The 13843-nt window shown below is 69.6% G+C and carries 13 protein-coding genes; 3 read left to right on the forward strand and 10 right to left on the reverse strand.

The features are described 5' to 3' along the window. Positions 1-60: 60 nt before the first annotated feature. The 4 genes from GC203_RS02575 to GC203_RS02590 all read right to left on the reverse strand — a co-directional run bounded on the left by GC203_RS02575 (position 61) and on the right by GC203_RS02590 (position 3245). Positions 61-1371: a M20/M25/M40 family metallo-hydrolase gene (locus tag GC203_RS02575; protein ID WP_293451024.1), complete on the reverse strand. Its 1311-nt coding sequence runs from the start codon at positions 1369-1371 to the stop codon at positions 61-63. 6 nt (positions 1372-1377) lie between these two features. Then, a complete protein-coding gene (locus tag GC203_RS02580) occupies positions 1378-1761 on the reverse strand; it encodes a helix-turn-helix transcriptional regulator (RefSeq protein WP_293451026.1) in 384 nt (127 codons plus the stop codon). A gap of 32 nt (positions 1762-1793) precedes the next feature. Further along, positions 1794-2024 carry a hypothetical protein gene (locus GC203_RS02585; protein WP_293451028.1) on the reverse strand — a complete coding sequence of 77 codons (231 nt, stop codon included), beginning with the start codon at positions 2022-2024 and terminating at the stop codon, positions 1794-1796. A 522-nt stretch (positions 2025-2546) separates the two neighbouring features. Continuing rightward, a complete protein-coding gene (locus GC203_RS02590; protein WP_293451030.1) occupies positions 2547-3245 on the reverse strand; it encodes a TetR/AcrR family transcriptional regulator in 699 nt (232 codons plus the stop codon). Positions 3246-3623: 378 nt separating this feature from the next. On the opposite strand from GC203_RS02590, the gene GC203_RS02595 reads away from it, so the two are divergent. The 3 genes from GC203_RS02595 to otsA are packed head-to-tail and all read left to right on the forward strand — an operon-like array spanning position 3624 to position 6945. After that, positions 3624-4787, forward strand: coding sequence for a mechanosensitive ion channel family protein (locus GC203_RS02595; RefSeq protein WP_293451032.1), 1164 nt, complete (start codon positions 3624-3626; stop codon positions 4785-4787). Continuing rightward, positions 4787-5560 (forward strand): trehalose-phosphatase, encoded by a 774-nt coding sequence (gene otsB, locus GC203_RS02600; protein ID WP_293451034.1) that lies wholly within the window; start codon positions 4787-4789, stop codon positions 5558-5560. The genes GC203_RS02595 and otsB overlap by 1 nt, the downstream gene beginning before the upstream one ends. Next, entirely contained in the window at positions 5557-6945 is a 1389-nt protein-coding gene (gene otsA / locus GC203_RS02605) for an alpha,alpha-trehalose-phosphate synthase (UDP-forming) (protein ID WP_293451036.1), read from the forward strand. Before otsB ends, otsA begins: the two co-directional genes overlap by 4 nt. 96 nt (positions 6946-7041) lie before the next feature. On the opposite strand, the gene GC203_RS02610 is transcribed toward otsA, so the two are convergent. From GC203_RS02610 to GC203_RS02635, 6 genes are all read right to left on the reverse strand, one after another. Then, a complete protein-coding gene (locus GC203_RS02610) occupies positions 7042-8925 on the reverse strand; it encodes a hypothetical protein (protein WP_293451038.1) in 1884 nt (627 codons plus the stop codon). 149 nt (positions 8926-9074) lie between these two features. Continuing rightward, entirely contained in the window at positions 9075-10118 is a 1044-nt protein-coding gene (locus GC203_RS02615; protein WP_293451039.1) for a CoA transferase, read from the reverse strand. Continuing rightward, complete coding sequence (locus GC203_RS02620; protein ID WP_293451041.1) at positions 10115-11098, reverse strand: enoyl-CoA hydratase/isomerase family protein; 984 nt, start codon at positions 11096-11098, stop codon at positions 10115-10117. Before GC203_RS02620 ends, GC203_RS02615 begins: the two co-directional genes overlap by 4 nt. 14 nt (positions 11099-11112) lie before the next feature. Beyond that, on the reverse strand, positions 11113-12615 hold the full coding sequence (locus GC203_RS02625) for an AMP-binding protein (RefSeq protein WP_293451043.1): 1503 nt from the start codon (positions 12613-12615) through the stop codon (positions 11113-11115). Positions 12616-12622: 7 nt separating this feature from the next. After that, positions 12623-12931 (reverse strand): hypothetical protein, encoded by a 309-nt coding sequence (locus tag GC203_RS02630; RefSeq protein ID WP_293451045.1) that lies wholly within the window; start codon positions 12929-12931, stop codon positions 12623-12625. A 258-nt stretch (positions 12932-13189) separates the two neighbouring features. Further along, positions 13190-13330 (reverse strand): hypothetical protein, encoded by a 141-nt coding sequence (locus tag GC203_RS02635; RefSeq protein WP_293451047.1) that lies wholly within the window; start codon positions 13328-13330, stop codon positions 13190-13192. Positions 13331-13843: the final 513 nt, after the last annotated feature.

A 13843-nucleotide genomic window follows, 5' to 3' on the forward strand; every position in this document is an offset into this window, starting at 1 on the left:
TACTTTTGAATCTCGAGCACGATTCAGCGGTCAGGTGATTCCACCTGGCCCCATCGTGCCCTAGCGCGGCTCCCTCGAGAGCCGCGACATCAGCAGGGCCGCACGCTTGGCCTGGACGTCGAGGCTCTTGAGATCGGCGGTCTCGCCGGGCGCGTGACTGCCCTCGCCGGCCATCCCCAATCCCACGAGGCCGTCGATGAAGGCCACGAACGAGATGTCGCCGGCCCCTCGCTGGGCGGGATCGCCTGCTGGCATCGCGGGCAGGCCCAGGGTGGCGTTCACGTCGTTGAGCTTGGCTAGCAGGGCCTTGTTGCCCTCGGTCGGAGCCATGGGCGGATAGCCGTCCGCCGCGAAGGCGATCTCGGCGTCGGTGCGGTCGAGGTGCCGGGCCACGATCGCGCGCATGCGCTCGCGCACGCGGTCTTCCTGTTCGGGCGAGAGGGTGCGGATGTCGCCGCGGGCGATGGCCGTGGCGGCGATCACATTGGGCTTGCCCGCCGCCGTCCCGCCCGTGTCGCCGGCATTGAGCTCGGCGCTGGAGCCGCCGAGGATCAGGCCCACGTTGTAGGTCAGGTTGGGTTCGGGCAACTCGCGCCGGAACTCGTCCAGGATGCGGACCAGCTCATAGACCGCGCCACAGCCCACCTGCGGCCGGCAGACGCCGGAGGAATGGCCCGATTTCGCCGTCGCGCGGATCGTCCACGAGCTTGAAGACCGCCGGGCGATCGAGCCCACGTCCTGGCCGTTCGCGCGGGAAAGGCCCTCGAAGTCCAATGCGACGTCGCTGGCGTGGCCGGCGGCGATCAGGTCGGCGCGCGCCACCGAGAGCGGCGAGCCGGGCTTCTCCTCGTCCCCGGTGAGCACGACGGTGATGTCGGCGTCCTTCAGCGTTCCGGCGGCCTGCATCGCTCGCAAAGCCGCCAGCATGATGACGTCGCCGCCCTTCATGTCGCCGACGCCGGGCCCTTCGACCGTGTCGCCCGTCACCTTCCAGCCCTGGAATGGGCTGTCGGGCTCGAACACCGTGTCCAGGTGTCCGATCAGGAGCATGCGCTTGCCGCGCCCGGAGCCCTTGTGCGTGGCGACAAGGTGCCCGGCGCGCGCCACCTGGCTCATCGGAATCCATCGGACTTCGAACCCAAGGGCCTCGAACTCCGGTCGGAGCATGCGCCCCACCTGCTCGACGCCCGCGAGGTTCATGGTGCCCGAATTCGTGCGCACCAGGTCTTCGAGGAGCTTGAGGTTCCGGCCATGCTCGGCTTCGATGACCGAGATCATCCTGGCCTCGGCCTTGGTCGGCGGGGCCGCGGACGCCGGACCTGCCGCCGCAAGCGCCGCGGCCGCCAGCATCCCGAACCCCCGCAGCCTCATGAGCCGTCAGCCGGGCTGGCGAAGACTGCGGACGAACTCGACGAGCGCGGAACGCGAGACTCCACGGGGAAGACTGGCGTAGGCCTTGAGGAGTTCGAGCGCGCCCGGTTCAGCCAGCAGGGCCGCGACTTCGTCGACGGCTCCGCTGGAGGCGGACGCCTCGCCGAACATCTCGGCGACCGGCACGCCAAGTGTCTTGGCGATGCGGGTGAGCATCGATGCGCTGACGCGATTGGCGCCACGTTCATATTTCTGGATCTGCTGGAAGGTCACGCCAGCGGCTTCCGCCAGCGCCTGTTGAGACAGGCCCCGCACCTTTCTCAGCAGCCGTATCCGCGCCCCTACCGCAACGTCAACGGGGTCGGCGGCCGCCTCGGGTCTGTTGGCCATATGGGTTCCGGGTCTCCTCTGGGCATGGTGCTCTACCCCGCTCTGCTGGCTTCGTCATCCAGCGGGGGAACGAGGTTCTCTTGCGGCGCCGGCCCGTCTTTTATGCAGTAGCAGGCTTCGGCGATCACAATGCCCAAGGCCCGCCGCAAGGGACCGTACGCCGGCGCATCGCGTTCCAACTGAATTAGCTCTTCTTCGTAGGGGGACAACAACTCCACAAGGTTTTGCGCAAGGCGCCTTGCGTGTTCCGAATCTTCACTCATCACGTTCCCCATCGCCGGAACCTCGACTATCGACTAGGCGAATGCAAGCAACCCCAGCGAGCGAACGTTGGTGGAGCTATCGCAGACCGCGCGCGAAAGGGCGCGCGCACTACCCAATCTGGGTACCGCGTTCGCCGAAGCCACGGCCGGCCGACAACGACGAAAAAAAGGCCGCGCCCGGGGGCGCGGCCAGTTATTAGGGAGGAAACGCCCAAAAGGGCGAGAACCTTTCTGCTCCTTTGCTGCACCGCACGCAAGCAAAAATTCAAGCCAGGATGAAATGTCGCGCAGCGGGGCGGCTTCGCCCCTGCGACCGCCCCTCCCGTCACCGGACCATCGCCCATTCCTCCTCCGGTTACGGGGTTACGTGGGGGCAATTCGGCCGGAATGGGCGTGTTTCGAGGTTGAAGCCGCCCGCTTGCCGTCGAATCGAAAGCCGCCCGCCGACCTGCCTTCCGGACGCACGGATAGCGTCACAGCCGGCCCCGCCCACGCTCAAGGCATGTTGCACCGCAAGAAACGCTAGGCTTGGGCGCGTCGGCGAACCACTTCCTCAAGGCCGGCCGCGCACCACGCGTAGAGCCGGGCCCGAACGGCCTGCATGTCGGTCGAGCGGCACAATCCGCCCGACAACTGGTCGATGCGGCCGGTCTCCGACAGCGTGAGCATCATCGCGCCGGTCAGGAACTGGTAGCACCAGTAGAGGTCGCGGTCGGCCGCCTGAGGCAGGGCGGCCTTCCAGGCCGCGACGAGTTCATGCACGACCGGGTCGAAAAACCGATGCATGGTCTCGCCGCCCCAGGCCGGCGTGTTGTTCACGAGCGCGACCAGCCGGAAGTAGTTCTTCCAGCCTTCGTCGTTGGCCAGCGAAAGCTCGAGCAGAGGCCCCATGAAGGCCTCGATGATTCCTTCGACGTCCAAGGCGCCGGCGCGCGCTTCGGCATAGCCCCGCATCGCCTCGAGGCGCATCGAGTTGAGCAGCCCCGCGCGCCGCGCGAACACGCTGTCGAACAACTCGCGTTTGGCGCCGAAGTAGTAGTGAATCAGCGCCGTATCGACGCCAGCCTCGGCCGCCACCTGGCGGACGGTGACGCCATAGAAGCCATGCCGCGAGAACAGGGCCTCCGCAGCGTCGAGGATCGTCTCTCTCAGATCGGGGCCTTGCCCCTTGGGGCGTCGGCCCCGCACGGAACGCCCTTCGCCTTCGACCGCGCGCGCCATCCGCCGATTCCCGCCTCCTCCGCCATGATCGGGCTAGCATCGATTGCACGCCTTGGCGTGGCCTGCCAGGGGCCCAGCCCTTACAGAAGAAGAAGCGCGGCGCGTTGTATATCAATGCAGAAGCTTTGGTTGTCGCTGAATAACACCCGGCGCCGTCAAAATGCCCTCCAGACAGGCAATGACATATTTGTGCACGCTGATCCGCCGCCCGCGAGGGTCGACATCGACTTGTCGAGTCGCTAGTTAAACCGCCACAGCACGGATTTTCGAAGTGTTTACATCGCGCGGGCGACCGGACGCGCGAATTCTCGCGTGTTCCTTCAGATCGACGGGACACCGATATGCAAACACTCAAGACCGCAAGGAGATAGAGGACGGATGACGGCGAGTGAGCGGCTACTGAGCGCGTGGGCGAGCGCGTGGACCGCGCTATCCGGCCTGACGCCGTCCGAGCTCGCGGTCGACGCCGGCCTGACGATCGGCATACTGGTGGGGGCGTGGATCCTGGCTCAGCTCGCCGGGAGCTTCCTACGCGCGCTTTCCCATCACGTGCCGGGCGCGCCCACCGCCGACAAGATGGTGAGGACTAGTCGGCTCGGACGCCTGCTCCTGCTGATCGTCCGCACGGCGCTCGTGTTGGCGGCCGCGGGCCTCGTCGCCATGGTCTGGGGATTCGATGTCGCCGGCTGGGCGGCCGAGGCTCCCGGCGAAGCCATCACCGGCGCCGCGCTGCGGCTGACGCTCGTGCTGGTGGGCGCCGCCATCGCCGTTGAGGCGGCCGGCTTCGTGATCGGGCGCACCCTGGATCGCATGGCGGCGCGCGCCGCAGAGCCGCGGCGCAGAGCCCAGCTCCTCACCCTGAGCCCGCTGCTCAAGGGCGCCGCCCAAAGCGCGATCGTCATCGTCGCGACGCTCACCGCGTTGAGCGAGATCGGCGTTCAGGTCGGACCGCTGCTCGCCGGAGCCGGCGTGGTCGGAATCGCCCTGGGCTTCGGAGCTCAGACCCTTGTGAAGGACCTGCTCACCGGCGTGTTCCTGATCATCGAGGACATCGTCTCTGTGGGCGACATCGTGAAGATCGGCGACTCGGCCGGCGTGGTCGAACGGATGACCTTGCGAACGATCCGCCTGCGCGACCTGGACGGGACCCTCCACGTCTTTCCGTACGGCGAGGCTCAAGTCGTCCACAATCTGACCAAGACCTTCTCGTACTACGTCTTCAACCTGCAGATTTCCTATGGCTCCGATATCGACAAGGCGCTCCGGATCATTCGGGAGGTGGGCGAAGGCATGCAGCGAGACGCGGATTTCGCCGACAAGATCCTGGAACCGATCGAGGTGATGGGCGTGGACAGCCTGGCCGACAGCGGCGTGGTGCTGAAGGCGCGCATCAAGACCAAGCCCATCCAGCAATGGGCCGTGGGACGCGAATACAACCGCCGCATCAAGCAGGCGTTCGACCGCGCCGGCATCGAGATCCCCTTCCCGCACATGAAGCTCGTCCTGCCGGAAGGGCAGCTCAGCGAACTGGCCGCGCATTGATGCTGACACGGACGAAGACGCCCCCCCGGACAGTCTGGGACGCCGCCGAGACCGCCCTGTTCCTCGACCTGGATGGAACCCTGGCGCCGATCGTGGAAGTCCCGTCGGAGGCGCGCGTGGATGATGCGTGCCGCGAGGTCCTGGCGCGCGCGCGGGAGCGGCTGGCGGGACGCGTCGCCATCGTGAGCGGCCGCACGATCGACGTCGTCGACAATATCCTCGGCGGCGCGGTGCTGTGCGTCGCCGGCGTCCATGGCCTGCAACGGCGCAACGCGTTGGGCGAAGTGTTCGAAAAGCCGCCGCATGCGCGGGTGGCCCAGGCCGCCGCGACGCTGGAGGCGCTCGCCCGCAAGACGCCTGGCCTCCTCGTCGAGACGAAGGGCCCAAGCGTGGCGATCCACTACCGCAAGGCGGCCTCGGCCGAGGCGGCGGTGCTTGAGGCGGTGGAGCGGATCGCCCAGGCGAGCGGCCTGGACCTGCAGCTCGGCAAGGCCGTGGCGGAACTGCGGACTCCAGGGCCCAACAAGGCCACCGCGATCCGCCGCTTCATGCTGGAAGCGCCGTTCCGGGGCGCGCGGCCGCTGTTCGTCGGCGACGACCTCACCGACGAACCCGCCTTCGCCGAAGCCCGGCGGCTGGGCGGCGCGGGCCTGCTGGTGGGCCAGCCCAGGCCCACAAAGGCGCAGGGCCGCCTTGAGGATCCGGCCGGCGTCGTGGCCTGGATCGCACGCGGCCTGGACACGGGCCGTTTCGAGCTGGAGGCGGCCCCATGAACCGGCTGATCGTGATCTCGAACCGGGTGAATCCGCCGACCGATCCGAGCGTGGCCACCAGCGGCGGCCTGGCCATGGCCCTGGCCGCCGCCCTCCGGGAATACTCCGGCATTTGGTTCGGCTGGAGCGGCGAAACCGCCGAAACCTACACAGGTCAACTCTCGATCGACCGGATCGGCGGCGTGACCGTCGCCACCATCGACCTCGATGAGCAGGATCGGCAGGAATACTACAACGGCTACGCCAACAAGACGCTTTGGCCCCTATTCCACTATCGCACCGATCTGACGGCCTACGAGCGGTCGTTCGGGGTCGGCTACGAGCGGGTGAACGGGCGGTTCGCGCAAGGCGTGCGTCCCCTGATCGAGGCGGACGATCTCGTCTGGGTGCACGACTACCACCTGCTCCTGCTGGCCCAGGAACTCCGGCGGCTCGGCGTGAAGAACCGGATCGGCTTCTTCCTCCATATTCCCTGGCCCGGCCGACGCACGTTCACCACCCTGCCCAAGCATCGGCAGCTGGTTGAGGCGCTCCTGGACTACGACCTGATCGGCTTCCAGACCGAAGACTCCTGCGACGCCTTTGCGGACTACGTGGTCCATACGCTCGGCGGGACCGTCAGCGAGGACGGCGTCGTGCAGGCGCGGGGCAAGACCACGAGGATCGGCGCCTTCCCGATCGGCATCGACGCCGAGGCGTTCGACGCCGCGGTCCGCTCGCCGGCCGCGGAGTCCTATCGCGAGCGGATGAGGGTGAGCGCCGCCGGCCGCAAGACGATCCTCGGCGTCGATCGGCTGGACTACTCCAAGGGCCTTGAGGAGCGATTCCTGGCCTACGAACAGCTGCTCACCGACCACCCGGAACTGCACGAACATGTGCTGATGCTGCAGATCGCCATCCTCAGCCGGGAGGAGGTGGACGCCTATCAGGACCTGCGGGAGCGGCTGGACACCGTCAGCGGGCGGATCAACGGGGCGTTCGCGAGCGTGGACTGGGTGCCGCTGCGCTACGTCAACCGCCCCTACCGGCGCGACGAGTTGGCCGGAATCTATCGGGCGGCCGACATCGGCCTGGTGACGCCGCTGCGCGACGGGATGAACCTGGTGGCCAAGGAATACGTGGCCGCCCAGGACCCCGACGATCCCGGCGTGCTGATCCTGTCGGAGTTCGCCGGCGCCGCGCCGCAGATGCCCGAGGCGCTGATCGTCAATCCGGTCAGCCGCGAGGACGTCGCCGAGGCCATCCGCCGGGGCCTCTCGATGCCGCTCGAGGAGCGGAAGGCGCGGTGGGAAGCTCTCGCCAAAGGCGTGCGCAAGGAGAACGTGACGGCCTGGCGGGATTCGTTCGTCGCCGTTCTCGAACGGCCGCTGCTGACGGCGGCATAGACGACGGCGCGGGCGGCCTCGCCGCTCGAACGCGCGCCACGCTGTTGAGCCTGGAGAACGGTTCAGCGGGCAGGCGGCGCCCGATCTCAACGTGTTCTAGGCGCCGAAGATCCAACCCGGCGGCAGGTCGGCCAGCGCAACCCCCACCAGCACCATCTGTCCGCCACCGACCATGGTGATGACGGTGTCGCCGCCGATCTGGGCGACCTGATATTGTGTCCCGGAGTCGAGCATCACCCGATCGCCTTCCGCGACGTGGAAGTCCAGCACCCGGTCGACGCCGGCGTCGCCGAAGGTGTGGAACAGGTCCGCGCCCGCCCCGCCGGTGATGGTGTCGTCGCCCTTGTCGCCGGAAAGAAAGTCGTCGCCGGCCCCGCCTCGGATCACGTCGTCGTTCTGGCCGCCGCGAACGATGTCATTCCCGTCGCCGCCATCGCAGGTGTCGTCGCCAAGGTTGCCGTAGACGATGTCGTCCCCCGCCTCGCCGCGCAGGCTGTCGTCGTCCTTGCCGCCCACGACCCAGTCGTCGCCGGCGCCGCCCGCGGCGGTGTCGTCGCCCATGTTGCCGTTGATGTCGTCGAAGCCGGCGCCGCCCACAATGCTGTCCGCGCCGTCGTCCCCACGCAGGTAGTTGGCCCCTTCGCCGCCGGAGAGGGTGTCGGCGCCATCGCCGCCGAGGAGCGTGTCGTCGCCGCCGTCGCCATACAGCTGGTCGTCGGCCGCCCCGCCGGCGAGCCAGTCCGCTCCGTCCTGCCCCACCAGGTCATCCGGCAGCGCGCCGCCCTGAAGCGTGTCGCCGCCCGCACCGCCGAACAGGGCCACCGCCTCGATGCCGGTGTAGGAACCGCCGCCCGCCGCCAGATCGGCGTAGCTCAGCGAGACCCCGGCGGACGAGCGCGCCGAGAGCCAGAGTTCGTCGAAACCATCCCCGCCGTCGACGACGACGCCGGGCCCGGCGATCACCAGGATGTCGTGGCCCGCGCCGCCGAGCAGCTGTCCGCCGTCGGCGCTCGCGACCAGGAGGTCGTCGCCATCTCCGCCCTCGAGCGTGTCGCGCCCCGTGACGCCCCACATGCGGTCGTCGCCCGCGCCGCCGCGGATCAGGTCGTCGCCGTCATCCCCGTCGATGACATCGTTCCCGGCGCCGCCGTCGATCGTGTCCTCGCCATCCCCGCCCGCGAGCGTATCGGCCCCGTCCCCGCCGTCGATCACGTCCGCCCCGCCGCGCGCCATGACGTAGTCGTCGCCGCCGCCCGCGCTGATGTTGTCCGCGACCCCGACGCCAGCGATGCGATTGTCCCGGTCGTCGCCCGACTGGGTCAGGACGAACTGGACAGGATCCCACGACCAGCTCGCGACCTGCGTCCCGTCCGCGGCCTGCGGGCCGTAGAGGCTCCGCACCGCTTCGAGGTCCAGCGCGCCGAGCCCTGTCGCCGGGCCGCCCAGCGAGTTGTAGGTCATCACCGTGTGGGCCAGATCGTCGATCGACGCGTCGAGCACGACGTCGCCATCGAACGGGTGCTTCAGGCCCAGCGCATGGCCGATCTCGTGCAGCAGCACGTCGAAACGCACCTGGCCCGACTGGACGAAGACGTCGCCGCCGGTGTCCTCCTCCCAGGCGCCATCGGGAATGTCGACAACGAACGGGTTGAAGGCGTAGCCGATGTCGTCGCGATAGTCGGCCGGCGCCAGGCTGAAGTCGTACGCGCCGAAGCGAATGTCGCCCTGTCCCGCGGGCGCTTCGAACAGCGTCAGCCCGCTGGCGTCGGCCCAGGTCTGCAAGGCCAGTCGCGCGAGCGCCTGCTCGGGGCTTGTGAAGGCGCGGAAGCTGTCCAGGAACGGTTGGGGAAAGACGGCGCCGAGCGACGTCGCCGGCGCCGTGTCGAACGAGTAGGTGAGGAACGTGGGCTGGCCGGAAACACCCAAGCCGTTCCACGTGTAGCCCGACAACAGGGCGTCGAATGTCGTGACTGTCGACACGGCGACCCCACCCGCGGCTGTTCATAGCGCCCGTCGCGGTGACGTCGCCTTCCCCCAACGCCGCCGAGTTCAACGCTGGCGTCGGAAGGGCGCAAGCCGGCTCCCCGGCAGCGGGAATCTCGCGGCGCGGACAACGCCTGGAGAGGGTTTTATCGAGCTCCGATCTCGGGAATCGGCCGCAAGCCGAGCTGCGACGCCGCGCCCGCGGCGCACCTCGCAAGGGCAGCGTCCACCAGTTCGCCTCCCCCTTCCGCAAGCGATTCTAGCGCCCCGATCGCCGCCACGAGGCCGGTGACGGGGTCAGCGAGCGCGTCGCCGAGGAACCGCGGCTCGCCGCCGGCCGTCCATCGCACGAGGCCGCCCGCCGCCGCCGCGTCGTCGCCGAACCCCACGCGTTCCGCGCCTGGGCCCGCCCAGCCGTGTCCGGTGATCGCCACCCAGACGAGCGCGGGATTGGCCGCGAAGATGCGATCCACATCCAATCCAAGCCCCGGCAGGGCCCGGGGCCGGAAGCCCGTGACCAGGACGTCGGCGGCCAGGATCTCGTCCCGGAGCCGCTCCCTCCCCTCGCGGGCCGGAAGATCCAGCGGAAGGAACCGCTTGGCCCCATTCAGGCGGCGAAAGAACTCGGGCGTCGATCCAGACATCGGGTCCGGGCGCCGCACGCTGTCGATCCGGGTGACCTCGGCGCCCATGGCCGCCAGGATGGCGCCGCACATGGGCCCCGCCCACAAGGCCGAGAGGTCGACGACGCGCACCGCGCGATCGGGCCGGCGACCGCCAGGCGCCATGGGCCGCCGCGGCGCGGCGAGCGACGAGGGGGTGGTCTCGCCGACGATCGCCGCCGGCAGTCCCAGCAGCGCGGCCCGCTCGACGAGATCCAAACAGGCCTGGTCGCCGGCATGGGTCGAGATCGTCTCCCACGGATCGGACCCGAACTCGCAGCCCAGCCAGGCCGGGATCAGGTCGCGATCCTCCTGTCGCGCCAGATTGAGCGCCATCCAGCCGTCGGCCGCGCGAAACAGGCGGCATGCGCGGTTGGGCGAGATGAGCCTACCCGGCGGTCCCAGCGCAAGCTGGCCCGCGCGATCCGTCACGCCCAGACCCTCGACATCGACCCGCCGGCCGAGCCGCGCGGTCAGGGCCGCGACCTCGGCGGACAGGGCGGCCACGACCGGCGCGATCGGGCTCACGCCGCGATCTCGTCGACCAGTCCCCAGGCCAGCGCGGTGGCGAGGTCGACCTCGGCGCCGGATAGGGCCATGAACGCCGTGCGCCGGCGCCCGATCCGTCGTGGGATCGTGGCCGTGCCGCCCGCGCCGGGGATCAGGCCCATGCCCACCTCCGGCAGGCGGAACACCGCGCCCGGTCGCGCGGCGATCCGGTGCGCGGCGGCCGACACCTCGATTCCGGCGCCGACGCACGCCCCGTGCAGCCGGACCACGCACCGTTCGCCCAGCTCCCGCACGAGCCGCGCCGGAGACCGCAGGGTCCGGATCAGGTGGGCGTCACCCACGTCCCCGGCGCGGCCGAACTCGTCCAGATCGCCCCCCGCGCTGAAGGCGGGTCCCTCGCCGCTCACGGCCACGGGCGGCGCATCGGGGTGTTCCAGCGCAAACGACAGCGCCTCGACGAGCTCGTCGCGCATCCGAGCATCGAAGGCGTTGCGTCGCGCGGGCCGGTCGAGGATGAGTTCGAGCCTGGCGTCGCCCGTCTCGATCCGGACGCGCGGCTCGGGGTCGGGAAGCCGCTCTCTGGGGGGATGGCTCTCGCGCCACCCGCGGAAGCCGCCCGAGGCCAGCAGCATCGAATAGGCGATGGATTCCTGCGCCAGGGCCTGGCCGAACGACAGCAGCAGGCTCGTGCGCAGCACCTGCGCGGCGGCGGCGGCGGCCACAGGCTGCGCCGCGACGGCGCGCGCGAGCGCCTCCAGCGCCGGATCGATGCCGGCGGCCGGGAGGCCGACCCAGGGCCGGGGCGCCGACGGGTCGGCGCTGATCAGGATGTCAAAAGCCTCCAGCGCAGGCGGCCGCGGGCCTTCCCGATGAACCCCGACGCGAACGACGCCGGCGCCCGTCGGGGGGGCGGTCTCCGCGCCGAATTCCGTGACCGACAGCCCCGCGCCGCCCAGTTCGACCAGATCGGCGAGGAGGCGATCGTCCGGCGAGATCACACTGGTCCTCCGGATCAGGCGGGCGCGCGCGCCTTCGCCATCTCGGCCTTCAGCTGCCGGCGGAGCAGCTTGCCGGTGTCATTGTACGGCAGCGCCTCGCGGAACGCCCAGACCTCCGGCGTCTTGGTCGAGCGCAGCCGCGCCCTGACCCAGGCGGCGAGCTCGTCGGTGGACGGCGCGGGCTGATGCGCCACCACCGCGGCGGCCACCGTCTCCCCCCACTGGTCATCGGGCACGCCCAGGACGGCCACGTCCGAGACGCCGGGGTGGGCGCGCAGCACGTCCTCGATCTCGCCCGGCGAAATATTCTCGCCGCCGCGGACGATCACGTCGTCCAGCCGCCCCTCGACGAAGAGGTAGCCCTCCTCGTCCATGAAGCCGCCGTCGTTGGTGGGAAACCAGCCGTCATCCTGCAGCATCTTCTTGTGGGCGTATTCGCCCGAGACCTGCTCGCCCCGAACGTAGATCTCGCCCGGCTGGTTGGGCCCGAGCACCGCCCCATCCGGCCCGCGGATCTCGACCTCCAGATTGGGCAGGGGCTTGCCCACCGAGCCCAGCCGGCGGCGCGCGACCTCCTCGTCGGAGTAGATCGCCATACGGTGATCATCGGGGCCGAGGATCGAGATCGTCGAGGACGTCTCGGTGAGGCCGTAGGCGTTGGCGAAGTCCACGTGCGGAAGCAGGGTGAGCGCGCGCTCGATCACTGGCAACGGCATGCGGCCGCCGCCGTACGAGATGGCCTTCATCTCCGGCAGGCTCTCGCCACGCGCTTCCAGGACGTCGAGAATGCGGCCCAGCATCGTGGGCACGACCATCGCGTGGGTGATCCCCTCCGCGGCGGCCACATCGACCCACGCCTCGGCCGTGAAGGCGTCCAGGTGGACGATGCGCCGTCCGGAATAGGCGCCGGTCAGGACGGCGGATATGCCGGCGATGTGGTAGGGCGGGACGCTCACCAGCGCCGCCTCGCCCTCCTCCGCGCCCAGGAACTCCACCGTGGAGATGACGTAGGACGTGAGGTTGCGATGCCGCAGGATCGCCGCCTTGGGTTCGCCGGTCGTGCCGCTGGTGAACAGCAGCACGGCGATGTCATGGTCCACGTCGAGGAACTCGGCGTCGCAGTCGCCGTGCACCCGGCAGGCGGCCTCGAAGGCGCTGCGCGAGACGATCGTCACGCCTTCGCAGCTCCCGAGGCGGGCGACCATGTCGTCGTCCACGATCGCCACCGACGGCGCGGTGCGGCCGAGCAGCTTGCGCAGGTCGGCGTCGGGCAGGCGGTAGTTCAGCGGCGCGAACGGGCGGGCCAGCATCCCCGCCGCGAAGAACGCCACCGGCAGCGTCGGCCCGTTCAGGCCCACGAACACCACCGTGCCGCCGCCCAGGGCCTCCAGCCACGCCGCGCCATGGTGCGCACGACGCCGGACCTCAGCGAAGCTCAGCCCCTCGTCACGCCGTCCCAACGCCAGCCGCTCCGGCGCGGCATCGGCGGCCATATCGAGCAGAAGCGCGGTATGCATGGGCCGCTCAGTCCGAGGCCGGCAGCTTCTTGGCTTCCTTGGCCCCGATCGGGCGACCGCCGATCGTCAGGGTCCCGGCGCCGGCCTTGGTGCACAGGACCTCGAGCCCCGTCTCGTCGTCGGCGTAGCGCTTGCCGGCCTGGCTGCCCCCGGCGAAGTCCTCGGCGATGCTCCGCCCCTCAGGACGCGCCTCGCCGTGCGGAATCACCTGATAGCCGCCGCACTCCAGCGTCGCGGGCGACTTCGGCGGACGGATCACCACCAGCTCGACATCGCACACCGTGCTGCGCCACCGGGACCCGGGTTTGAGATCCATCATTGCGCTCCCTCAAACGTTCGTTTCGTTGTCGTTGAAGCTAGCTACACGTCTCGCAAGGCGGATTCCAAGCGCGGCGTGCGCGAAACACGTCAAGACACTACGAGAGGGGGCAAACAGGACGCCCTAGGGGCGCCGCCCTGCAATGCTGGGGCTCATGCAGTCGGCAGTCCATCCCTGATCGGAGGCGCATTGCCCTGAGACAGACGGAATAACCATTCTCGATTGTCGGCCAGCACTGTTCAGTAGCCGCTTGCGTTACTTCCAGGCGCCGCCGCTGTCGAAGCGGAAGTACAGCTCCACAGAATAGGCCGCCGGGGCGGCAAAGGCCCCGGTCAGCGACAGGCCCTGGCCCGCGGAGAAGGTGAGCCCGCTCGCCCCCAGCGTCCCGGCGCCCACGAGGCCCAGGGTCGCGCCGCTGCCGACGCTGTCGCTCAGGTCACCGTCGAGGGCGAAGCTATGGTCGGATTGACCGCGGCGTGGGCGGCGGCCGGGATCAAAAGGGCCGTCGCCAGCACGGTGGCGTTGGCGGCGGTCTTGAAGGTCACGTACAGGACCCCTGGATTGTCCGGCGCCAGCCAGCGCCCCGCCTCCGCCGCCCGCGTCCCCCATTCGGGGGCGCCGCTTCGTGGCAATCGGCACGTTCGACGATGAAGCGCTCGGCCAGGACGGCGGATTGGGCCATCTCTGCCTTGCGGATCGTTCGCGCGGCGTCCTGGTCCAGCCTGATCGCTGAACCCCGCCAATCCGTCCAAGGCCAGCCGCATGAGGCGCGGCTTGTGCGAACGCGTCGCGTCGAGGTCCTACGGGACCCTCAGCGATGCCGCCATATCAGGGCGCATGCGCGCATTCCGGACAAACACAGGGCTACAACCCCAGCGACCGGCGCTCCTCTGGCGGAGCTTGCCCGCG

The sequence above is a fragment of the Phenylobacterium sp. genome, from assembly GCF_016124325.1.
Classification (GTDB): Bacteria; Pseudomonadota; Alphaproteobacteria; order Caulobacterales; family Caulobacteraceae; genus Phenylobacterium.

Excerpts from the sequence above, each read along its gene's own strand:
- GC203_RS02590 (WP_293451030.1), bottom strand. The coding sequence starts at position 3,245 with ATGGCGCGCGCGGTCGAAGGCGAAGGGCGTTCCGTGCGGGGCCGACGC.
- GC203_RS02595 (WP_293451032.1), top strand. The coding sequence starts at position 3,624 with ATGACGGCGAGTGAGCGGCTACTGAGCGCGTGGGCGAGCGCGTGGACC.
- GC203_RS02625 (WP_293451043.1), bottom strand. The coding sequence starts at position 12,615 with ATGCATACCGCGCTTCTGCTCGATATGGCCGCCGATGCCGCGCCGGAG.
- otsB (WP_293451034.1), top strand. The coding sequence starts at position 4,787 with ATGCTGACACGGACGAAGACGCCCCCCCGGACAGTCTGGGACGCCGCC.
- GC203_RS02575 (WP_293451024.1), bottom strand. The coding sequence starts at position 1,371 with ATGAGGCTGCGGGGGTTCGGGATGCTGGCGGCCGCGGCGCTTGCGGCG.
- otsA (WP_293451036.1), top strand. The coding sequence starts at position 5,557 with ATGAACCGGCTGATCGTGATCTCGAACCGGGTGAATCCGCCGACCGAT.
- GC203_RS02585 (WP_293451028.1), bottom strand. The coding sequence starts at position 2,024 with ATGAGTGAAGATTCGGAACACGCAAGGCGCCTTGCGCAAAACCTTGTG.
- GC203_RS02580 (WP_293451026.1), bottom strand. The coding sequence starts at position 1,761 with ATGGCCAACAGACCCGAGGCGGCCGCCGACCCCGTTGACGTTGCGGTA.
- GC203_RS02630 (WP_293451045.1), bottom strand. The coding sequence starts at position 12,931 with ATGGATCTCAAACCCGGGTCCCGGTGGCGCAGCACGGTGTGCGATGTC.